At 65.0% G+C, this 22,909-nt stretch carries 17 protein-coding genes and 1 tRNA gene; 11 read left to right on the forward strand and 7 right to left on the reverse strand.

Going from position 1 to position 22,909, the window contains the following annotated elements; translation table 11 throughout:
- Nucleotides 1-8 precede the first annotated feature (8 nt).
- From prsT to ACQY4T_RS13800, 4 genes are all read right to left on the reverse strand, one after another.
- Nucleotides 9-2,771 (reverse strand): XrtA/PEP-CTERM system TPR-repeat protein PrsT, encoded by a 2,763-nt coding sequence (prsT, locus tag ACQY4T_RS13785; RefSeq protein ID WP_428531235.1) that lies wholly within the window; start codon nt 2,769-2,771, stop codon nt 9-11.
- 5 nt (nt 2,772-2,776) lie between these two features.
- Nucleotides 2,777-4,189, reverse strand: a complete 1,413-nt coding sequence (gene prsR, locus ACQY4T_RS13790) for a PEP-CTERM-box response regulator transcription factor (protein ID WP_428531238.1) — start codon at nt 4,187-4,189, stop codon at nt 2,777-2,779.
- Nucleotides 4,190-4,272: 83 nt separating this feature from the next.
- Nucleotides 4,273-6,372 (reverse strand): XrtA/PEP-CTERM system histidine kinase PrsK, encoded by a 2,100-nt coding sequence (gene prsK / locus ACQY4T_RS13795; protein WP_428531241.1) that lies wholly within the window; start codon nt 6,370-6,372, stop codon nt 4,273-4,275.
- A 33-nt stretch (nt 6,373-6,405) separates the two neighbouring features.
- Nucleotides 6,406-7,170, reverse strand: coding sequence for a sugar transferase (locus tag ACQY4T_RS13800; protein WP_428531244.1), 765 nt, complete (start codon nt 7,168-7,170; stop codon nt 6,406-6,408).
- Between the two features lie 463 nt (nt 7,171-7,633).
- On the opposite strand from ACQY4T_RS13800, the gene ACQY4T_RS13805 reads away from it, so the two are divergent.
- The 10 genes from ACQY4T_RS13805 (at nt 7,634) to xrtA (ending at nt 18,695) form a co-directional block, all read left to right on the forward strand.
- Nucleotides 7,634-7,707 (forward strand) — tRNA-Val (locus ACQY4T_RS13805).
- A gap of 127 nt (nt 7,708-7,834) precedes the next feature.
- Complete coding sequence (locus ACQY4T_RS13810) at nt 7,835-8,479, forward strand: XrtA/PEP-CTERM system exopolysaccharide export protein (protein ID WP_428531247.1); 645 nt, start codon at nt 7,835-7,837, stop codon at nt 8,477-8,479.
- A gap of 13 nt (nt 8,480-8,492) precedes the next feature.
- Nucleotides 8,493-10,037 carry an XrtA system polysaccharide chain length determinant gene (locus tag ACQY4T_RS13815; RefSeq protein ID WP_428531250.1) on the forward strand — a complete coding sequence of 515 codons (1,545 nt, stop codon included), beginning with the start codon at nt 8,493-8,495 and terminating at the stop codon, nt 10,035-10,037.
- A gap of 67 nt (nt 10,038-10,104) precedes the next feature.
- On the forward strand, nt 10,105-11,124 hold the full coding sequence (locus tag ACQY4T_RS13820; RefSeq protein ID WP_428531253.1) for a P-loop NTPase: 1,020 nt from the start codon (nt 10,105-10,107) through the stop codon (nt 11,122-11,124).
- A 24-nt stretch (nt 11,125-11,148) separates the two neighbouring features.
- The gene (locus tag ACQY4T_RS13825) at nt 11,149-12,918 is read left to right on the forward strand and encodes a hypothetical protein (protein ID WP_428531256.1); all 1,770 of its coding nucleotides are present in this window, start codon (nt 11,149-11,151) and stop codon (nt 12,916-12,918) included.
- Between the two features lie 8 nt (nt 12,919-12,926).
- On the forward strand, nt 12,927-13,907 hold the full coding sequence (locus ACQY4T_RS13830; protein WP_428531259.1) for an AAA family ATPase: 981 nt from the start codon (nt 12,927-12,929) through the stop codon (nt 13,905-13,907).
- Nucleotides 13,908-13,924: 17 nt separating this feature from the next.
- Nucleotides 13,925-14,794, forward strand: coding sequence for an XrtA system polysaccharide deacetylase (locus ACQY4T_RS13835; protein WP_428531262.1), 870 nt, complete (start codon nt 13,925-13,927; stop codon nt 14,792-14,794).
- A 5-nt stretch (nt 14,795-14,799) separates the two neighbouring features.
- Nucleotides 14,800-15,840, forward strand: a complete 1,041-nt coding sequence (locus ACQY4T_RS13840; protein ID WP_428531265.1) for a FemAB family XrtA/PEP-CTERM system-associated protein — start codon at nt 14,800-14,802, stop codon at nt 15,838-15,840.
- 30 nt (nt 15,841-15,870) lie between these two features.
- Entirely contained in the window at nt 15,871-17,139 is a 1,269-nt protein-coding gene (locus tag ACQY4T_RS13845; protein WP_428531268.1) for a TIGR03087 family PEP-CTERM/XrtA system glycosyltransferase, read from the forward strand.
- Nucleotides 17,139-18,695 (forward strand): exosortase A, encoded by a 1,557-nt coding sequence (gene xrtA / locus ACQY4T_RS13850; RefSeq protein WP_428531271.1) that lies wholly within the window; start codon nt 17,139-17,141, stop codon nt 18,693-18,695. The genes ACQY4T_RS13845 and xrtA overlap by 1 nt, the downstream gene beginning before the upstream one ends.
- 57 nt (nt 18,696-18,752) lie before the next feature.
- On the opposite strand, the gene ACQY4T_RS13855 is transcribed toward xrtA, so the two are convergent.
- On the reverse strand, nt 18,753-20,072 hold the full coding sequence (locus ACQY4T_RS13855) for a sulfotransferase family protein (protein ID WP_428531274.1): 1,320 nt from the start codon (nt 20,070-20,072) through the stop codon (nt 18,753-18,755).
- Between the two features lie 240 nt (nt 20,073-20,312).
- On the opposite strand from ACQY4T_RS13855, the gene ACQY4T_RS13860 reads away from it, so the two are divergent.
- Complete coding sequence (locus ACQY4T_RS13860; RefSeq protein ID WP_428531277.1) at nt 20,313-20,912, forward strand: ABC transporter substrate-binding protein; 600 nt, start codon at nt 20,313-20,315, stop codon at nt 20,910-20,912.
- 21 nt (nt 20,913-20,933) lie between these two features.
- Here the strand turns inward: ACQY4T_RS13860 and ACQY4T_RS13865 are convergent, their stop codons facing one another.
- On the reverse strand, nt 20,934-21,812 hold the full coding sequence (locus ACQY4T_RS13865) for a TauD/TfdA dioxygenase family protein (RefSeq protein WP_428531280.1): 879 nt from the start codon (nt 21,810-21,812) through the stop codon (nt 20,934-20,936).
- Between the two features lie 12 nt (nt 21,813-21,824).
- A complete protein-coding gene (locus tag ACQY4T_RS13870; protein ID WP_428531283.1) occupies nt 21,825-22,721 on the reverse strand; it encodes a TauD/TfdA dioxygenase family protein in 897 nt (298 codons plus the stop codon).
- Nucleotides 22,722-22,909: the final 188 nt, after the last annotated feature.

Here is a 22,909-nt window from a genome sequence, read left to right on the forward strand (position 1 = left end):
CAGGCGTCTCAGGTCCCCTTCGTCATGTCATTCAGCATCTTCTGAGCGTCGTCCTTCTCCTTGAACGAACCCTTGTTCTCGACCACGCGCTCCAATTGCTTCTTCGCTTCGAGGGCGTTGCCGGTGTCCCTCAGCGCCACCGCGTAGTGGTAGCGGATGCGTGGATCCGACCCGGCCGTGCTGGCCTGGCGCAGCAGCGCCACGCCGCCTTGCGGGTCGCCCGACATGGTCATGATCCAGCCCAGCGTGTCCGCGGTCGTCGCGCTGGGCGCCAGCACGTAGGCCTGCCGCGCCAGCCCCCGAGCCTTCGCCTCATCGCCCTGCTGCTGGTACACCCAGGCCAGGTTGTTCAACGCCACCGGATCGTGCGGCTTCCGACGCAGCAGCGTTTCCAGATACTTCGTCGCTTCGTCATACCTGCCGCCGGCGATCGCCACCTCCGACGCCTGCTCGGTCGCCGCCATGTCATCGCCGTGCTTGCCCAGCCAATCGCGCAACAGCGCCTGGGCGTCCGCCGCCCGCCCCGAACGCAGCAATGTTGCCGCCAGCCGGCTCACCAGCAGCTCGGACGGCGCCGCGTTGTTGGCATCGGTATAGGCCGTCACCGCGTCGGCCGGCCGGTTGGCCGCCAGATAGACATCGCCGCGCAGCGCGTCGAGCGCCGGGAAACCCCGGTTCTCCGAGCGCAGCCGATCGGCGGTGGCCAATGCAGTCTCGATCCCGCCGGACTTCAGATCGATCGAAACATAGTCCCGATAGAGCTGATAGTTGTTCGGATTGGCGGCGATCCCAGCGCTGACCTCGCTGCGGGCGCCTTCGAATTCACCAGCCTCCACCAGCAGCGCGACAAGCTGACGCCGGGCCTCGACCGCCCGGGGATTGATCTTGAGGATCTCTTCCAGGCTGTCGCGCGCCTCTTTCTTGCGTCCCAGCGCCAGGTAAGCCGCCGCCTTCAGCCCCACGACATTGACTGCCTCGGCATTGCCGCCGGTCGCCCCCGCCGCCAGGTCCAGCGCCTTCTGCGCCGAACCGGACCGGATATACACCTCGCCCAGCGCAACGGTCACCGGCGTCGAGGCCGGAGCAACCGCGTGCGCCCGCTGCAGCAAGGCGATCGCATCCGGCAGCCGATTCGACTGCACGTAGGCCGAGGCCAGCATCGACAGCGCCGGCTGCACGGTCGGCTGCGCCGCCAGCACATCACTCAGCAACGCCTCGCCCGCTGCCCTGTCACCCATCATCACATCTAGCCGGGCAAGATTGATCTTAGCCGGAACGAAGTTGGGGTATTTCCGCACCAGATCGGAGAACACCGCCTTGGCCCTCGGAAAGTCGATCTCGGCGAGCTTCAGCAACCCATCCAGGTTGCCGACCGAGGCGGTGTCCCCCTCGGCGGCACGGATTTTCGCCAGCGCATCGGCCGCCTTCGCGTTGTCACCGGTGGCCAGCGCGGCAAAGAACAGCGCCTGCCCCACCGCCGGCGCCTTGGGCGCCAGTTTCAAGGTGTGCTCAAGGTCGCCCACCGCGGCGTCGGGATCGCCCATGCCCAGGCGCACCGACGCCATCCTTGTCTGCACCCCGACATCGTTCGGCGCCAGCGTCTCGGCCTTCTGGAACGCCGCGATCGCCTCGGTGCCTCGCCCGGTCGCCGCATAGGCAGTGCCCAGCATGTCGTAAACCTCGGCGTCACTCTTGCCGGAGTCGGCGATCTTGCTCAGCGTCTCCACCGCCTGGTCCGGCCGCTGCTTGGCCAACTGGATCTTGGCCAACAGCTTGTACGCCGCCAAATCGTTCGGTGCCCGTGCCAGATATTTGCCGGCCGCCTGCTCGGCTTGTTCGTTTTGCCCAAGCTGCGCCTTCACCATCGCCCGCACGAAGTAATAGCGCGGCAAGCGGTCGGCAACGCTGGAAAGCCGCTCCAGGTCGGCGTCGGCGGCCGGGAAATGCCCGGACTGCGCTTCGGTGATCGCCAGCAGATAGATCGCCTGCAGGTTGCCCGGCTGGGCTTTCATCACCGTCTCGATATCGGCCCTGGCAGCGTCGTTTTTGCCCACCGCAAGTTCGAACTGGGCGCGGGTCAAGTACGCCGCCAGCACGCCCGGCTGGTCGCCGATCAGCCCATCGAGGACGGCAATACCGCCCGGCATGTCGCCCTTCAGCCGCAGCACCTCCGCCTTGGCCAGCAGCGCCTCGACCGATTTTGGCTGCGCCGCAATCGCCTGATCGATCTTGGCCGCGGCCCCGGCAAGGTTGCCGCGTCCGATCGCCAGCCTAGCGTCGGCCAGCAACGGCTCCACCGCTCCGGGCGCGTCCTGCTCGGCCGCGGCGAACGAGGCCGCCGCTTCGTCGGGGCGTTTCAATCCGATCTCGGCGTAGCCGCGCGCCACCAGGATCGCGGCATCCACCCGCTTGTCCTTGCCGTCCGGCTTCAACCCAGCCAGCAGGTCGTCGTACTTGCCCTGCCCCAGCAGTGCCCGCGACAGCAGCGGCACGCTCTGCTGCGGATCGAAGCCGCGGTCGCGCGCCGCAATCGCCTCACGTTCGGCGGCAACGTTGTCACCCAGTTCCAAACTGACGCGGCCCAGCCAGTAATGCGCCTCGGCGTTTTGCGGGTCGCCGCGAACCGCATTGCGCAGCTCGATCTGGGCGGTCTTGAGGTCGCCCTTTTTCAACGCCGCCTTGGCGTCCGACAGATAGTCCGCGTGCGCCGCGATCGGCAACAGGCCGACCCAGGCGCCGAGCATCATCCCGCCGAGAGATCCGTAACGCATCCGTCTTACCCCTGATCGCATTGCACAGTCGTTTCACCGGCATCTACACTCGCGCCGACTGCCTCGAGCCCATGCCCGAGCCCGTGGACATCGAGCAGGCCGTACAAGGTCGGTCGGCTGATGCCCAGCAGCCGCGCCGCCACCGCCAGCGTATTGTTGCTGCGAAGCAACGCCTCTTGAACCACTTCGCGTTCGGCTCGCAGCCGAGCGCTGCGGATATCGAGGTCCGGCAGTTCCGCGCCTGGCACCGCCAATTCCAGATCGACTGCATCGATCAGCCGCCGTTCGGCCATCACCACGGCTCGCTTGAGACGGTTTTCCAGTTCCCGCACATTGCCCGGCCAATCATGGCTGCTCATCGCGTGCGTGGCATGTTCGGTGAAGCCGCGGAAGCTGCGGCCGAATTCCTGGTTGAAGCGGTTCATGAAAAAGTTCGCCAGCAGCATGATATCGCTGCCCCGCTCGCGCAGCGGCGGAATGCGGATGGTGAAGGCGTTCATCCGATACAGCAGGTCGCCGCGAAACACCCCCTGGCTGATCTTGTCTTCAAGGTTGGCGTTGGTCGCCGATACTATGCGCACGTCGACCTGGATCTTCTGTCGGCCGCCGATGCGTTCGACGATCTGGTCCTGCAGGAAGCGCAGCAGCTTGACCTGCAGCGGATGCGGCAGGTCACCGATCTCGTCGAGGAACAGCGTGCCCTTATGCGCACTCTCGATCTTGCCGATGGTCTGCTTCACCGCCCCGGTAAAGGCGCCGCGTTCGTGCCCGAACAACTCGCTTTCCAGCAGGTTCTCCGGGATCGCGCCGCAGTTGATGGCAATGAACGGCTGCGCGGCACGCGGCCCCAGGTCGTGCACCGCCCGTGCCAACGCCTCCTTGCCGGTGCCGCTCTCGCCTAGCAGCAATACCGGAACGTTGGTGGTGGCAATCTTTTCGATGTCTCGGCACACCTTCAGCATGCCTGGGCTGGCGCTGACGATCCGCTCGATCGGCGAGCGCGCCGGCGCGGCCAGCAGGCGGCGGTTCTCGTCTTCCAGCCGATGCAGGTTCAGGCCGCGATCGATGATCGTGCGCAGCACCTCGATCGCCACAGGTTTTTCACAGAAATCATAAGCCCCGGTGGCGACCGCGCGCAGCGCGTGCTGGCGCTCGCCGTTGCCGGTGACGACGATCACCTTGGTCTGCGGCGCGATCCGCAGCACCTCGGACAGCGTGGCGAACCCTTCACTGACCCCGTCAGGATCGGGCGGCAGGCCAAGGTCCATGATCGCGACCGGCGGGATCTCGCGCTTCACCAGCGCCACCGCCTGCGCCCTGGCGTGCGCCAGCAGTACCTCACAGGCCGGAAACGCCCACCGGTACTGCGAGCACAGCCCCTCATCATCCTCGACGATCAGCAGTTTTGGTTTGGACATGAATGCTTCCTGTCAGAGGTCGGCGCCCGGAACCACGATCGAATAAAGCGTGCCGCGCGGATTGTGCGTCTGAATAAACGTTTTCAGCATGCGGCCTCAGGCTGAAATTCGGCCGGCGCATGATCCTGCGGCGGTTCGGCCACGCCGGCCTGCACCAGCGGCAGCATGATCCGCATCGTGGTGCCGCCGAACGGACGGGTCAGCACCAAAAGGTCGCCGCCGGCATCGCGCAACAGCTCCCGCGCCTGATAGGCGCCGATGCCGTGACCGTCAGCCTTGCTGCTGCGCAGCGGGCGAAACAGCTCGTCGCGAACGAATTCCGCCGCCATGCCAGGGCCGCGATCGACGATGTCGACCACCACCCCGCTCGCTTCCAGCCGCAGATCAACGGTGACCGCGGCGCCCGGGCCGGAGGCCTCAGCGGCGTTGTTCAAAAGGTGAGTGACCACCGCATCGAACGCATCCGGATCGATCGCCGCGCCGGCAGCCTCGCTTCGATCGGCAAACACGATGTCTCGCTGCCGCGTCATCCGGCAGGTCTCGATCAGGTCGCGCAACCGGTCCGCCGGTGTAATCAGGGCATGGCTGCGCTCCTGCCGCTCGACCTGCAGCCTGGACAACAGCCGGGTAATTTTGCCGACCGAGGCCCGCACCGTCGCCAGCATGTCGCGCTGGAACGCTGGATTGTCGGCGTAAACCTCGGCATTGGTCAGCAGCATGGACAACTGGCCGGACACGTTCTTGATGTCGTGGATAACGAAGGCGAAACGCTGGCTGTATTCGCGAAGCTGTTGCGTCTGGGTCAGCACCTGCATGGCACGCTGTTCCGCCACGCGGCTGGCGATTTCACGCCCGATCACGCGTAGCAGGTCGTACGCCTCGCGGTCCAGCTTGAACTGCGCCCTTGATCGCGCCAGAACAACGAATCCAATTAATTTGCCGAAATGACTCAGCGGTAGCACCAGCCAGCACCGGGGCAATTCCGTCAGCCAGCCGACGGACCCTGCATGGTCCTCCAGCCGGACGATCCAGTCGCCGTGCTTGAAGCACGCCACCAACGGATGGCCCGGCGGAATCGCCGCCGTCGCCGCCGGCATATTCCATGACCCGGCCCAGGCGAAGGCGACATCCTGCGGCGGTCGCACGAACAGCGCGCCGGCCGGACTGTCCACCACCTCGGCCGCGGCTCGGATCGCTCGTTTGTGTAGCGCGATGAACGCGTCCGGCGCGGTCAGCGCATCGATGCAACGCATCCATTCGCGGCGATAGTCGTAGCGGTGAGTGAAGAAGTGCTCCACCACGATGGATCGGATGCGCGATCGCGCCGTCCCCGACGTCAGCATAACCGCCACCGCCAGGATGGCACCGAAGATCAACGACGTCTCGGCAACCCGTCCCCATTCCGACCCGCCGCCGCGGAACATCTCGCCGGTTAGCGCGATCGCCAGCAGGAATATGCCGCTGGCGATCAGGCTGAAACTGTGGAACACCACATCGCGGGATACATGGATGTCGATCTTCCAGCGCCGGTCGCGGATCGAGGCCAGAGCGATCAGCGGCGCCGCCAGCATGACCGCCGGAGCGCGGGCCTCGATCAGATCGAACGACAGCCGGTGGAATAGGACGGCATCGGCATACAGCAGCAGATCGTAGCCAAACACCGCGCCCAGCCCGACGCAGAGCAGGTTGATGTGCCAGCGTGTCTCGGCCGGCGTGTTGAAATACAGATTTTCCAGGATCAGCAGGTTTGCCACCGCCAGGCCGATCCGGGTCGCGGTGCCAAGCGACAGCAGGCTGGCCGACCCATCCCCGCCGAGCCAGTCGAGCAGGGGAGCCAGTGCGAAAATCAGCAAGCCCAGCAGCCCCATCGTCCGGAAGGCGCTGGAAACCTGCTCCCGCGATCCCACCGACCGGCGGTATAGGTGAAGGACGAACCCATACCAGGCGAGCAGGCGCCCGATTTCCAGCCAAGAAACGACACGCCCGATCCAGCTCGCCCGTTCGGCGCCCGACCAGGCCACGGCAAAGCCGGCCGCCCATATCGCGGTCACCGCGCAGGCGAACGCCAGCCAACCCGCGCTGCGGCCCACCGGCGGCTTCGCCAGGATCAGCGCCGCCAGCACGCCATAGACCACGGCGCAGGCGCCATACAGAATCAGGATTGCGGGAAGCTGCAAGGTCATCCGCCTGCGCCGGTCATCACCCCCGGGCCGTGATCAGCCGTCGCCCCGGCGCGGCAGCCCAATGCAAACCGTCGCCAGCAAGGTGACCAGGTCCAGTATCAGACCGTGGTGCTTCACATAATACAGGTCGTAGGCGAGCCTCTTGCGCGCGTCCTCGACCGTCCCGCCCGCACCCAGATTGACCTCGGCCCAGCCGGTCAGGCCGGGCCGGACATCATGGCGCTGGTGATAGAGCCGTATCGAGCGTGCCATCTGTCCCACCACGTGCGGCCGTTCCGGACGGGGTCCGACCAGGCTGACGTCGCCGCGAACCAGGTTTATCAGTTGCGGCAATGCCTCGATCCCGCTGGCGCGCAGAAAGCCGCCAATCCGGGTGATGCGCGCCTCCCGCGGCCGCCGCCGGCCAAAGCCCAGGCCCAAATCCGTGGTCATGCAGCGGAAGCGCAACAGGGTGAATGGCCGGTCCAGTAGCCCGACACGAGGCTGGCAATCGAAAACCGAGCCGCGACTGTCAAGCCTGATCGCCACCGCGGTCATCGCCAGTAGTGGTAGCAGCCCAATCAGCAGGCAGCCGCCGATCGCCACGTCGCACAGCCGTTTCAACGCCTTTGACACCGCCCCGGGTGCCAAGCCGTGCTCGCAGCGAAAATCCTCGGCGGTCATCCGGTCCGGGTTTATTCGCCCAATATACTTTCGCCGGGGTGCCGCGTCATCCAGCAGTGGCAGCCCGCGCCGCTCGCCGTTCGACGAAAGCCCGGCCACCGGGACAGGCAAATGGTGCGCCGCTGCGCGCTGCATTCAGACGTTCCTTTCTATCCGCGCGCCGCCGTCATCGCCGCGGCCCGTTCCGACCAGCGAAACCAGAAGTCCTCGCGGAGTCGGTTTTCCCGCTGTTATGACAAATTGCCCAAAGACAAGACCGGTGGCTTGACCCAAGGGCAGGACCGATACCTAACAAGAACGTTGCAGGGTGAGTCAACAGATTTGTTTACAGTGGCCCCTAAATTCCTGATCCACAGTGCCGGCAATTTCGTCGCGGTTAGACAATATCCTTGTGATTGCCTCAGAACCTGCTATCAAGGGCAGGCTATCACGGTTGGTGACAATCCGAAGTAGCCATTTGATCCGCCGGCGGTCGTTCGTATGTCTGTAATGATTGATCATAACGAGGCCGTCACGGCCACGATTGCCGATCGGGAACGTCGTCGGTCGCGACTTACCCGTCCCGACGGGTCGCCGCTGCCGTCCCGATGGTGCCGGGAGGCGTGTAGCTCATTGGCAGAGCGCTGCCTCAACATGGCAGAAGAGGGGGTTCGATTCCTTCCGCGCCTACCATCGCTTTCCGGACGCGACGTGCCGGACCTTTATTCCGATGGGGCGCCCCTATGCGCTCCGATCCTTACTTGAGGTTAACGTGACCCTCCATCGGCCCGATCAGACGCGATGCGACTCTTCCTGGCCCATGGCCGCGCTCCGGCCCACCGCCTCCCGCCGGCGCGGCCTCGCCCTGCTGCTGTTGTTGGCACTCGGCGGCTGCGGCCTGTTCGGGTCCCCGCCGGCGCCCCCGGTGGTCGATACCACCGCGGCCAAGCCGGCGGACGATTACATCATCGGCTCCGGCGACCAGCTTAGCATCTTCGTCTACCGCAATCCCGACCTTAGCGAGGCCGGCGTCGCGGTCCGCCCCGACGGACGCATCTCGACCCCGCTGATCGAGGATATTGCCGCCGCCGGCAAGACCCCCACCCAACTGGCGCGCGAGATCGAGCAGCGGCTGACCAAATACATCCAGGCCCCCAACGTGACGGTGATCGTGCGCGGCTTCATCGGGCCGCCCGACCGTCAGGTGCGGGTGATCGGCGAAGCGGTCGATCCGATCGCCATCCCATACCGCGACCACATGACCCTGCTCGACGTCATGATCGCCACCAAGGGGTTGACCAAATTCGCCGCCGGCAACCGCGCGGTGATCGTGCGCACCGACGCCGGCGGCAAGCAACAGACAATCCACGTCCACCTCGCCGACCTGATCAAGGACGGCGATATCAACCAGAACATCGCGATGACCCCCGGCGATACGCTGATCGTGCCGCAGTCCTGGTTCTGAGGAACGACCGCCGATGGAGCAAGCCCGCGTCCTGCTTTCCCGCTATCTGCGCGCGGCGTGGCGGCGGCGCTGGTTGGCGGTGATGGTCGCCTGGCTGCTCTGCGGCCTGGGCTGGGCCGCGGTGTACTCGATCCCCAACCAGTACGAGTCCTCGGCTCGGCTATACGTCGATGCCGATGCCGTGCTGACCCCGCTGCTGCACGGTCTGGCCGCCGACACCGCGCCCTCCAGCCAGCTTGAAATCCTGCAGCGCACCCTGCTCAGCCGACCCAACATGGAAAAGCTGGTCTCCAAGACCGACCTCGATCTCAGCATCAACAGCGCTGCCGACCGCGACCGCTTGCTCACCCGACTGGCCAACGAGATCAAGGTCAACCCGCAGACCAAGAACCTGTTCACCATCACGTATCGCGACAAAAGCCCCGAGCTGGCGCACGACGTGGTGCAGACCCTGCTGACCATCTTCGTCGAAAGCGCCACCGGCGGGTCCCGCGCCGACATGGAGAACGCCCGTCGTTTCCTGGAACAGCAGATCAAATCCTATGAACAGCAGCTTCGCGCCGCCGAACAACGGCGAGCGGATTTCCGCGCCCGCTACATCGAGGTGCTGCCCGCCGACAACAGTCCCAACGTTCCGGCGCTGGAAGGCGCCCGCAACCAAGTGGAAGCGCTGGACGGCAGGCTGCAGGATGCGCTCGCTGCCCGCGCCGCGCTGAAAAAAGAGGTCGACAGCACGCCACCGATGCTGGTGACCGAGGCCGGCGGCCTGGGGGGCGGCCCCGCCGGCAGGAGCACGCTGCAGGAAGCCGAGGATCAGCTTCGCGTGCTGCTGCTGAAGGATACCGACCAGCATCCCGACGTCATCGCCCAGCGCAAGCTGATTGAATCGCTGCGCCACGCACCGGCCGATAGGGCAGCCCCCACCGCCAACGGAACCCGAACTCCAACCCTCACCGCCCGGCGCTCGGTTCCCAACGCGGTCTATGATCAGTTGAAGGTCAAACTGGTCGATGCCGATGCTGCCGTGGTCTCGCTGCAGCGCCAGCGCGACGACGCGGTGCGCTATCGCGACCGTCTGGAAAAGGTCCAGCACGAACAGCCGGGCCTGATCGCCGAATACCAGAATATGGACCGCGACTACAGCGTGCTGCGGCAAAAGTACGAAGAACTACTGGAGCGCCTGCAGTCGGCCAACATTGCTCAGGCGGCCGATACCCAGGCCGACAAGGTCAAGCTGCAGGTCATCGACCCGCCCCGCGTGCCGCGGCTTCCGGTGGCGCCGAACCGCATGCTGCTGGTCACTGGCGTGCTGCTGGGCGCGCTGACGGCCGGCGTCGGCATCACCGTGCTGTTGGCGCAATTGGACCGGTCATTCGCCACCATCGACGACCTGCGCGGCCTTGGGCTTCCGGTGCTCGGCGGCATCTCGATCCTGACACTGGTGCCGTTGCGCCGGCGACTGATGGCCGCGCTTCGGGTCGCCACCGCCGTCGCGTTGCTGGTCTGCGCCTACGGCGGAATTGTGCTGCATATCCTGCATTCGACGGCGCTGATCTAGTGACCCATTCGACACCCGCCCCCGACTGCTCGGTGACGACGTTCCCGGCCAACGGAGCCGTCCTGCTATGCTGACACCGAAATCCTCTCATCTGGTCGAACGGGCGGCCGAGCGTCTGCTGCTCTCCGGCGGCCTGAACAATCCGGAAACACAACTACTGTTTCCGCCCGCCGATGCGGCAATCGCCGAACCGCCCGCCCACCCGGCTGAGCACGCCATGGCGGCACAGCGATCCTCGCTGTTTTCCCGACCCCGCCCGCCGGCACGACCCGCGGCCGGCCGCCCCCGCGACCCAGTCCCCCTTGCCCCAGTCCCCCTGACCCCGGTCCCCCGGGCCGACCCCACGACCCCAGCGCCCTGGACCCCCCCAGCGGTCGGCGCCGCTGCTCTGCAACGTGCCAGCATGATTGACTGGTCGCGCAGCCGCACCCGTATCTCCGAGGAATTTCGCCTGGTGCAGCGCCAGATCCTGCGCGCCGCCTTCGGCCCGGACGCCCAGCCCGGCTTCTCCAACCTGGTCCTGGTCACCAGCGCCCGGCCCGGGGAGGGCAAAAGCTTCATCGCCGCCAACCTTTCAGCCAGCATCGCCCGCCAGGCCGATCACCCCGTGCTGCTGATCGACGCCGATGCCAAGCGCGAATCGATCTGCTCCAGCCTCGGTCTGGCCGAGGCCGCCGGGCTGCTCGACTTGGCGGCCAACCCGCGGCTTGATCCCGCCCCGATGATCGTCAAGACCCCGATCGAGCTGCTTTCGATCCTGCCCATCGGCCGTGACCGCGAACGCAGTGCCGAGCTGTTCTCCGCCACCGAAATGGCGCGGCTGATCCAGAACCTCGGCCGGCGGTATGCCGACCGCCTGCTGGTCCTCGACGCGCCGCCGTGCCTTTCGACCTCGGATCCGGCGCTGCTCGCTCAACTGGTCGGCCAGATCCTGTTCGTGGTCGAGGCCGACCGCACCCAGCGCGAGGAAATCGAGGCCGCGCTCGACCTGGTCCAGGCCTGCCCCACCATTACCATGGTGCTGAACAAGCAGCAGACCTCGGCGCGCCACAGCTTCGGCGCCTACTCGTCGTACTACGCTCCCTGAACCGCCAAGCCGCGCCATTCCGCGATGACCGCCGCCGAACCGAATTGCCCACGCCCCGGCCGCATCCGATCGCGCGCCATCGCGCTGGCCGTGGCGCTGCTGCTGCCCACGGGTGGAGCGATGGCATTTCCGCTGCTCGACGCCAGTGACGCCGATCAAACCCCGCCAGGCAGCGAACTCGCCCCTTCGGACGTCAGCGATCTGCAGCATCAGTTGCAACTGGTCAACGGCTTCGCTCCACCGGTCGGCGGCGGCTGGACGTTTGTTCCCAGGATCGACCTGCAGGAAGAACTGACCGACAACGTCCTGCAACTGCACAGTCCGCGGCGCGCTGACCTGGTGACCTACCTCTCCCCAGGCTTCAGCCTAGCCGGCGACCTGCCGCGCATCCAGCTGTCGTTCGATTTCGCCCCGACCCTGGCGCTGTACGCCCGCACCGGCGACCTGAACTCACTAACCGAACAGATGAACGGCCTCGCCAGCATCACGCTGGTGCCCGACCTGGCCTATGTCGATGTCCGCGCCATCGCCGGCGTGCAGAACCAGTTCGGCGGCATCGGCGGTATCGGTGGCGTTGGCGCCCCATCCGGATCCGCCGCCGCGGCGCAGGCGGCGATCCCGACGCTGGCCGGCAACAACCAGGGTCTCAGCCGAAATACCGAAGTCCAGACCTCCAGCTTCGGCATCTCTCCCTATCTGCTTCGCCACCTCGGCGACTGGGGCAACGCCAAGCTCGGTTACTCCTTCAACGTCACCGAATCCGATCCGTTGACTGGGTTCGCCGCCTCACCGTTCCCGACCGGGGGCGCGAATGCCCAGACACTGGTGTCCAACGAAGAGATCGCGCACTTCGACACCGGTGATTTCCTGGCCTCGCTGCAAAATAGCTTCGACATCGACCTGCGCCAGGACCAGACCACCGCCGGTGCCGGCAGCACCGATTTCTTCACCGGCCTGCCCGAACAGGCGAGCCAGAATTCCTCCTCCACCCGCGCCATCTTCGACGACAAGCTCACCTATCAACTGTTCCGAGGCTTCTCGGTTTTCGCCTCCGGCGGCCACGAGGACATCACCTACACCGGCCTCGGCCAGCAATCGGTTCACGACCTGATCTGGAGCCTGGGTGCGACCTTCGCGCCCAACCCCGACAGCTCGCTGACCCTGAGCTACGGCCACCTGGACGGCTTCAACTCGTTCAGCGCCGACGGCTATTACGCGCTGACCCAGCGCACCCGAGTGTTCGCCAGCTACGGCAGTACCCTGGGCACCCAACTCGAATACGTGCAGAACCAGCTCAACCTGGCGACCGCGGCCCCGAATGGAGCCCTGGTGAATGCCCAGACCGGCGGGTCGTTATTCGGCACCTCCAATGCGCTGGCAGTGCAAGACGGCGTGTTCCGCACCTCGACCCTGACGCTGGGCAGCCAGACCACGCTGAACCGCGACATCATCTCGATCAGCTTCCTGCTGGCGAAACAACAGGGCTTCGGGGGCGCCTTCACCAGCACCACGCAAAGCAAGTCCGCCGGCGTAAGCTGGCTGCACCAGATGCGCCCCGACATGACGGTCAGCGCGGCATTTTCCTATGCCATTCAGGATCAGTCCGCCGGTGCGATTTCCGCCTTCAATCCAGGCAACAATACATCGTTTTCCGCGACGCTGGCCTGGTGGTGGCAGATTTCCAATACCGTCAGCGCCAACGTACGCTATACATTCCTGCAACGATCCGCTGACGTTACCGAATTTGACTTCTACCAAAACATTTTCCTGGTCGGCATTACAAAACGTTTCTGAAAGCTTCCGTGTTCGACAAATTCTACAACCTCTCCGGCCTGCCGTTCCTGCTGACCCCCGACACCCGATTCTACTTCGGGTCGGAAGGCCACAGCCGAGCGATCGCGCACCTGGTCTACGGCCTGTCGCAGCAGGAAGGCTTCATTGTCATCACCGGGGAGGTCGGCGCCGGCAAGACCACGCTGACCGAACAACTGTGCTCGCAACTCGACCGCAACACCTATGTCATCGCCCGGGTCGTCACCACCCAGGTCTCCGGCGACGACCTGCTGCGCCTGGCGATGGCCAATTTCGGCCTTGGCGACACGCCGGGCACGGAAAAATCGACGTTACTGCGCCGCTTCGAACACATGGTGCGCGACCAGCGCCGCCAGGGCCGGCGCTGCCTGCTGGTGATCGACGAAGTACAGAACCTCTCGCTGGCGGCGATGGAGGAACTGCGCATGCTGTCCAACATTACCGTCGACGGCCGGGCCTCGCTGCAGACCGTGCTGCTCGGCCAACCCCAGTTCCGCCCGATCCTGGCCAGCCAGGACTGGGAACAACTGCGCCAGCGCGTGCTCGCCTCCACCCATCTCGGCCCGCTGACCGAACCGGAAACCCGGCTCTATATCGAACATCGCCTGCGCACCGTCGATTGGCGCGACGATCCGCTGTGGGACGAGGCGGCGTTCACCGCCATCCACCGCCACACCGGCGGCATCCCGCGCCGGATCAACACGCTGTGTTCCCGCGTGCTGCTGTTCGCCGCGCTCGAGCAAGCCCACGCGGTCACCGCCGCAATGGTCGATGCCACCGCCGAAGAGCTCAACCGCGACCTCGGGATCGGACCACAACCGACGTCCGCCCCGACCGCCCCGGCCAGCGACGATCTGCGCCACCGCGTCGTCGCCCTGGAACAGCACTCGTTACGCCAGGACACTCTATTCAAGCAGGTCCTCGACCTGATGGAAGCGCAAACCACTGGCGTCGCCTTGGGGGCAGTATGAAGCAAATACAGAACGCCATGACGGTCGACGTCGAGGACTACTTCCAGGTCCAGGCATTCGCCCACTGTATCGATCGCTCTGACTGGACTTCGTTCCCGTCCCGCGTGGAGGCCAATACCAACCGCATACTCGACCAATTCGCCGCCGCCGGAATAGCCGCGACCTTCTTCACGCTGGGCTGGGTGGCGCAACGCTGTCCCGCGCTGATCCGCCGTATCGTCGACGATGGCCATGAACTGGCCAGCCACGGCTGGGACCATACCAGGGTCGATCGCCAGGACCCCGAAACCTTCCGCTCCGACATTCGCCGCACCCGTACGTTGCTTGAGGACATCGGGGGCGCCAGCGTCACGGGCTATCGGGCGGCGACATTCTCGATCGGTGCGCGCAACATGTGGGCATTCCCGATTCTGCGCCAGGAAGGCTACCGCTACAGTTCCAGCATCAATCCGATCCGACACGATCTCTACGGCATGCCGGACGCACCGCGCCTGCCGTTTCGCCCCGACCCCGACGGAGTCATCGAACTGCCGATGACCACGCTGCGCCTCGCGGGCCGCAACTGGCCATGTTCCGGCGGCGGCTACTTCCGCCTGCTGCCCACCGTGCTGTATCGCGCCGGGCTGACCCGGATCAACCGCCACGGCCAGCCCGGCATCTTCTACTTCCACCCATGGGAAATCGACCCCGCCCAACCGCGCATCCGCAACGCCGGCTGGAAATCCCGCCTGCGGCACTACACCAACTTGTCACGCATGGCCGGCGATCTCGACCATCTGCTGCGCGACTTCAACTGGGAGCGAATGGACCGGGTTTTCGCCCCTCTACTGGGCGAAACCCCGGCCAGCCCCGCCGTGCCTTCCGCCACCGAAGCCGAGGCGGCCTGACAGCGATGTCGGTCTCGGTCCGCACCCTCGATGTCGTCAGCGAACCCGCCTGGGACCGCTTCGTCACCGCGATGCCCGCCGGCAGCTTCTTTCACCTCGCCGCCTGGGCCAGGGTGATCGAGGCCGCGTTCGGCCACGAAACCTTCTACAGCTTCACCGAACGCGACGGCGCCATCACCGGGGTGCTGCCATTGGCGCGGGTGAAATCCCTGTTGTTTGGCGACACCCTGATCTCCAACCCGTTCTGCGTTTATGGCGGCCCGTTGACCGCTGATGCCGAAAGCCTGGCGGCGTTGATCGCCCACGCCGAACAACTGCTGGCACGCAGCCCATCCAGCGCGCTCGAATTCCGCCACCGCGATGGCGGCGAACCCGCACCCCCTGGCTGGACCGACCGGCCCGATCTTTACGTGACCTTCCGCAAATCGATCGAGGCCGACCACGACCGCAACATGAAGGCGATCCCGCGCAAGCAGCGGGCGATGGTGCGCAAGGCGATCCAGAACGGCCTCACCTCCACCGCCAACCGCGATGTTGTCGCACTGCACCGGATCTACGCCGAAAGTGTGCGCAATCTCGGCACTCCGGTGTTCTCGCGCCGCTACTTCCGCATCCTGATGGAGTGCTTCGCCGACGCAGCCGACATCGTTACCGTGCTCGACCAGCAAACCCCGATCGCCGCAGTGATGAACTTCTATTTCCGCGATGAGGTGCTGCCATATTACGGCGGCGGTTCAGCGGCCGCCCGAGGCCGCGCCGGCAACGATTTCCTGTACTGGGAAACCATGCGAAGGGCGGCCGATCGCGGCAGCCGGCTGTTCGACTTCGGCCGTTCCAAGATCGGCACCGGCTCGTTCTCGTTCAAGCACAACTGGGGCTTTGACCCCGAACCGCTGAACTACAGGTTTCGCCTGAAACCAGGCCACCCGATGCCGGACCACAACCCGTTGAACCCGAAATACCGAACCTTCATCGCCGCCTGGAAACGCCTGCCGCTGCCGCTGGCCAATCTGCTGGGTCCATCCATCGTCCGCGGCATCGGCTAGCCATGATCACCGGACAACGTCCTGCCGCCGATGTCTGACCTGTTGTTCCTGGCGCAACGACTGCCCTATCCGCCGACCAAGGGCGAGAAGATCCGCGCCTTCCACGAACTGAAATACCTGGCGCAGTGGTATGACATCCACCTCGGCTGCCTGATCGACGATCCCGACGACCGCCAATACATCGACGCGTTGCGCCCGCTGTGCCGCGACATCCACGTCGCCCAAATCAACCGGCGCACCGCCCGACTGGCCTGCCTCACCGGCCTGCTGACCGCCGACGCGCTCAGCGTAATGTATTTCCGCCATCGCGGGCTGATCGACTGGGTAAACAACGTCGTCGACACCGTCCGCCCGGCAATCACTTTCGTGTATTCGTCCAACATGGCGCCCTATGTCCTCGACCTGCCCAACACCGGCAAAACGGTGGTCGATCTGGTCGATGTCGATTCCGAGAAATGGCGCGCCTTCGCCAACGCAACAAAAAGCCCGATGCGCCCGGTCTACCGTCGTGAATGGCGCAAGATCGCCGAACTCGAGCGCCGCATCGCTCGCCACTGCGCGCTGTCGGCGCTGGTTTCCGACGCCGAGGCCGCATTGTTCGCCCGCCACAATCCCGATTGCGCCAAAACCATCCGCGGCGTCAGCAATGGCGTCGATTATCGCTACTTCGACCCGGCGTCGCACTATCCGCCGCCATACGATACCACGAGGCCGAATTTCGTCTTCACCGGCACCATGGATTACCCGCCCAACGGCGATGCCGCGGCTTGGTTCGCCGCGGAGATCCTGCCGCTGATCCAGGCCAGCCTGCCCGCCGCCCAGTTCCACGTCGTCGGCAGCAACCCCAGCCCCGAGGTGCGAAAGCTGGACCAACGGGCTGGCGTCTTCGTCTCCGGCCGAGTGCCCGACGTCCGGCCTTATATCGCCCATGCCACCGCCGGCGTCGCTCCGATGCGGATCGCCCGAGGCATTCAGAACAAGGTGCTGGAGGCAATGGCGATGGCCCGTCCCGTTGTGCTCACCGCCGGTGCGCTCGAAGGCATCGCCGCCGTCCCGATGCTGGAAGCCATCCTCGCTGACACCGCGGCTGATTTCGCCGCAGCCTGCTGTCGTCTGGCCATCACGACGGACGGCGTCGCGATCGGCGCCGCCGCTCGTCGTCGTATCATCAGCAACTATGACTGGGACGCGACGTTGCGCGGCTTCGACGACATTCTGCGCCCGGGGATGCCGCCGGCCGAGGCCGTGCACCGCTCAGCGCCGGTGTCGCATCTGCAACCTGTCGAAAGCAGTCACTGATGAACGCGCCCGTGCTGGACCACGTCGCTCCGGTTCGGCTGCATGCTGACCCCGCTGCCCGGGATCGGCGCCAAGTCGGCCTGGCGGCCGGCTTCGGTGTGTTGCTGCTGGCTGCGCTGTTCCACCCCGAGGTGCTGGCCGCGATCCGGACCTGGAACGACTCCACCGCCTACAATCATTGTTACATGGTCATACCGATCACACTGTACCTGCTGTGGGACCGGCGTTCCGATCTCGTTGCGCTGCCGCCGCGCCCAATGCCTGCAGTCCTGCTGCTCGGTCTGCCGCTGGCGGCCGTCTGGCTGCTGGCTGAACGCCTGGGGATCATGGAGGGAAGGCAGCTCGTCGCCGTCAGCTTCGTCGAATTGCTGCTGCTCGCACTGCTCGGCCCGCGGTTGTGGTGGGGGATGGCCGGCCCGCTGCTTTATCTTTACTTCCTGGTTCCGTTCGGGGAGTTCCTGACGCCCGACCTGCAGGCCTTCACCACCGGGTTCATCCGTGTCGGCCTGCAGGTGCTTGGCATTCCCGCCTACATCGACGGCTACACCATCGAAATCCCGCAAGGCACCTTCTTCGTTGCCGAGGCCTGCGCCGGGCTGCGCTTCCTGATCGCCGCGATTGCCTTCGGCTGCCTCTATGCGCTGTTGATGTATCGTACTCCACTACGGCGCGGGTTGTTCGTGCTAATTTCCATTATCGCGCCGATCGTCGCCAACGGCTTCCGCGGCCTTGGCATCGTCTATCTTGGATACCTGCTGAATAGCGCCCAGGCCGCAGCCGCCGACCACATCATCTACGGCTGGCTGTTCTTCTCTGCGGTGATCCTGCTGCTGGTCGTGCTGGGACTGCCGTTCCGCCAGGATCAGGTTCCTACCGCTTCGGCAGCACCGCGAACCCAGCCTCACGCCACTCCGCCAACCATGCTTCGAGCAGGCTTCATCACGCTGGCGACAGTCGTCATCGCGGCGCTCAGTCCGACGCTGGCGGCCGCCCTGACCAGCGCCACCGCGACCCCGGTTGCCGCGCCCTTAGTCATTGATGTCGGTCCCGGCTGCATCGTGCGCGCCATCGCCCCGGACGCCGCGATGCTTCCCTCCCGCACCCAGCTCGTCAGGTGTGGCGGTTTAGCGATGCAGATGACCTGGCAGGCATTCTCTCCGCGGATCACCGCCGCTCCGCTGATGTCGGAGCGTCGCCGTCTGGTGGTTCACGCCGACACCGAGGGGCACGAGGAGCACTGGCTGGCGACCGGCGACGCTACCCCCAGCACCTGGCGGATCATCACCTCCAACGATCCCGCGTTCGCTGTCGCCGTGTCGGTTTGGGTCAACGGCAAGCCGGTCCGGCCCGGGCTGGCAATGCGGGTCGGAATGGCGATGGACAGCCTCTTCGGATCGAATTTCGCGCCAATTGTCGTGACGCTGACGCCGGCGGTGGACTGGACCGTGCTGAACCCCGCCGAACGTCGGGAAGCCGAGTCCAGCCTGGCGACATTCCTGCGCAACCACGGTACTCTCGACCAAACCATCGCCACCCTGTCGGCCCGCTTGGACTGAACCGGTGCCCAACGCGCTCACCCGGCGCGGGCGCCGCTGGTCTGTCATGAGCACAATTCAGGACTGCAGGGTCGGCTCTTCACCGCAGGCGATCTGTTCCGACAGATTGGCGCGACGCCTCGGCGCCGCCTCCCCGGTGACGCCGAAATGCACCATGTATGGCCGGAACTTGGCCCGCTCTTGCTGTTCATCGAGCCCGTGATCCTCGAAGTGGTAGCTGTGCTCGCCGTAGCCACCGTTCGGCCTGGCGGCGACTTGTGCTTCGATATCGGCCGCCAGGCGGGGTGCCAGCGTCATGCCGAAATGGCGGTATACACCCTCGACGGTGCTGACCGGGTCGCTGATCAGGTCGATATGGTGGACGTGACAGATCGGGTTTGGGAAGCCGGCGTCGTCGCCCGCCTCCATCATCCGGCGCGTCCCATCCAGCCAGCGCCGGCTCTCGTGCGGTCCAAGCGCGCGCGGATCGAGCCGGCGGGTGAACGGGCGGCGCAGGACCTCGGTTAACTGAGCCTGAGACAGCAGGACTTTCACCGGATCACGATGCACGAATACCAGCCTCGCGTCCGGATAGACCGCCCGGATCGCCTGCAACGCAAACAGATGTTCCGGGCACTTCAGCACCCAGCGCTGCGCTCCGCTCGACGTGCGGCCATCGCGCGCATCCCACTGTTGCAGATCCTGGTGCTGCAGAAACTGCAGGAACCGCTTGTGAAACCGATATGCAGGCAGATGACGAAGGACATCGGCGTCCAACCAGTCGCTGTAGGACGGTACGTTATAGTTGGTATCGAAGCGCAGGCTGCGAAACACGTGGGCGGTGATCTCGCTGCATTCTTGCGGCGAGGTTGCTCGCAGCGGGTGCAGCGCAGGGAATTCCGGCGCCAGCCACTCGAAGGCTCGCAACTGGCGGGTAACCCTGGCGATGCGCTGTTGCTGCGTTCCAGCCGATGGTGACGGGGCAATCGTTTCCCACACTGCCGGCGCTCTGTTCACCCGGTCCATCAGCATCAAACGATGTAGAAAGGTGGTGCCGCTGCGCGGCAGACCGGTGATGAAAACTGGCCGGCGGATCGGCGTCTCATCGATCGCCGGACTGCGAGCCGCCGCATCCTGCAGGATCAGCAGATTGGACAGGAACCGAACGACATCCCACTTCGTTGCCTGCCGGCCCACGATGCTGAGTGCTGATTCAGCATAACACGCGTCGAGCAGCCGAGTCAGCGGGCCAATGAATGACGCATCACCGAAATCGCTTAGCCCTGTTTGGTGTCTTGCCTTGCGAATGAGCGGATCGGGGTCCAGCGGCCGATCCATCAAGCCAAGTGACGCACCGACCCTGTCCGACAGGCGAAGCGCCGTGGTCGTGATCGTCAAAGTCAAGTCTCCCGCGTAAACGCTGCGATGCTGCCATCTGATAATGAGTCTAGGAGTCGAAAACCGACTACCAGGACACAAAACAGTGAGCCGACGTGATCCAGAAACATGGGTTCGGAGCCAACGCTCGCTTTGTATCTGGATGATGTCAGCTAAAACCCCAACATGGTGTGCCAACGACGAAATATCGGGTATAGGGTCGTTCCGATGAATACGATTTACTGTTGCCGGCGTGGATTTATGGCGGGTGTCGCCGCGATCTTCGTCGGCGTAGCGGTTCCGGCTCGCGCGGCCGACATCAATGCGGTTATTGAGCCGATACAGCGCCTTATCGACGGTCTGCTGCAGATAATGAAGGCCGGTCAGGCGACGCCGTTCCGCCAGCGCGTCAGCATGCTGGCTCCGGTGATCGATCAGACATTCAATCTCAGTGTAGTACTTCAGGAATCGGTCGGCGCAACCTGGGCGGCATTGCCACCGGAACAGCAGGCCATGCTAACGGAAGCATTCCGCCGTTACACGGTTGTGAGCTATGTCAACAGCTTCATCAACTTTAACGGTCAGCGTTTCGAAATCGCCCCGACTACCCGAGCGGTCGGCGTCGAGCAGGTGGTGCAGACTCGGATCATTCCCAAATCGGGGACTGGGCATGAGTTGGATTACGTGATGCGTGATGGGGCATCCGGCTGGCGTGCGGTCGATGTGTTGGCGGACGGCTCGATCAGCCGCGTCGCGGTGCAGCGGTCGGATTTTCGCCGGCTATTGACTAGGGGTGGCCCGAAGGCCCTGGCTGACAGCTTGCGCAGCAAATCCGCTGACCTTTCCGATGGAGCCGCCTGATCCCGTGAAGCGCGGCCCTGTTCACGCCGCCATCTGCTCGACGGTCACGGTGTCACCGGCTACCGTGGTCCGGCGCATATCCCGCACCTCGGTTTCATCGAAGCGCCGCACCCGATGCATGGTCGAGCGGTTGTCCCACATCACCAGGTCGAACTGTCTCCACCTGTGTGAATAGGTGAACCGAGGCTGCACCGCGTGCTCTGTCAGGTCACGAATCAGCGCACGCGCTTCCGGCATCGGCCAGCCGATGATGGTGCCGATGTGGGACGACAGATAGAGCGACTTCCGCCCGGTGGCCGGATGCACCCGGACCAACCGTTGCCGCACCGGCCTGAAGCTGGCTCGTTCCTGATCCGTGATGTCGGTGAAACCAAGCAGCCCGCGGGAATAGATCAGCGAATGCTCGCAGACCAGATCCTCGATCTCGGTCTTGGTCCTGTCGTCGAGCGCGTCGTAGGCAGCGCGCATGTCGGCGAATTCGGTGTTGCCGCCGGCGTCGACCACGATGCGGCCCGATAGCAGCGAGAATTTCGCCGGCACCGCCTTGAACGAGCTATCGGAGTGCCAGAGCTGGTTGCCGAGGTTAAACAGCCGCCGCCGGTCGTCGCGTGCCAGCGGCTTATGGTCCACGCCGAGGTTCGAAACATCCGCCATGTCGGGATCCAGCCGACGCCCGGTGACGATAGTGGCCGAGGCGGTGTCCTCCAGCGCTCCGAAATTGCGGCTGAATGCTTTCTGCTGGTCATCGGTGAACCGTTGATCGTGATAGATCAGCACGGCGTATCGATCCATGCCGGCCTCGAGTTCGGCGGCCTGCGCCTGGGTCAGGGCCTGGGTTATGTCGATGCCGGAAACCTCGCCAACGAAGCTCGAGGCCAGTTGTTTGATCGTAATGGACATGGCGTTCCTCCGTTATTCAGCGGCGAGGGCAGGGGCCTGCGGCGCCGTCACGCCGGTTCCCTTGATCGATGTCCGGCGCAGGTCGCGCACCTCTTGCAGGTCGCGGAAGCGTCGAACGCGATGCATCGTGGTGCGGTTGTCCCACATCACCCGGTCATCAACCCGCCAGCGATGCGCATGGACGAATTCCGGCTGCGTCGCGTGCTCGGTCAGATCACGAATGAACGCGCGCGCCTCCGGCATCGGCCAGCCTACGATGGTGCCAATATGGGCCGAAAGATACAACGACTTGCGCCCACTTACCGGATGGGTCCGCACCAATCGATGCCGCACCGGGCGGACCTTGCCCTCGTTGCCCGGGCCGTAGTCGGAAAAACCCAACTCGCCGCGTGAGAAGGCGATCGAATGTTCGGTGACGAATTCCTCGATAGCGTTTTTGGTCTTGTCGTCAAGTGCGTCGTAGGCGGCTCGCGTGTCGGCAAACTCGGTGTTGCCGCCAGAATCCGGGACGACGCGCGCCGACAGCAGCGAATATCCCGCCCCGTTCGCCCGGAACGAGGCGTCGGAGTGCCATAGCCGGTTGCCCAGCGAATACATCCGCCGACTGTCGTCCCGCGCGCGCAACCCTCCGGCGGGGTCGAGGTTCGAGATATCGCCAATCTCCACCGGGCCCAGCCGCCGTTCGGCGGGCTTCGACATCTGCCCGATCAACGTCGCTTCAAGTTCGCCGAAGTTGCGGCTGTAGGCGAATTGTCGCTCGTCGGTCAGCTCCTGGCCTGGGAAAACCAGCACGGCATAGCGATCCATCCCGGCCTCGATCGCCGCCACCGCATCGGATGACAAGGTCAAGCTGATATCGATGTCGGAGACCTCGCCGACGAACCTCGGGTTCAACGCCGTGATACGCATGTTCAAACCGCCTCCTGCCGCGTGTGGTCCATCGAAACGGTCAATCACTGTAACCGCGATCGCGCCAATTTTCCAATCCTGGCCCCGCCGGACGCGGCCAGGAAGAAGCGCACCGAGGTTGGTTCGAAGATGCCTCTGTCGCTCGCGGCCTCCATCGGTTGCTTGCTCGGCCCACGGCCCGCGCAGTA

Source organism: Rhodopila sp., assembly GCF_965277825.1.
Taxonomy (GTDB): Bacteria; Pseudomonadota; Alphaproteobacteria; order Acetobacterales; family Acetobacteraceae; genus Rhodopila.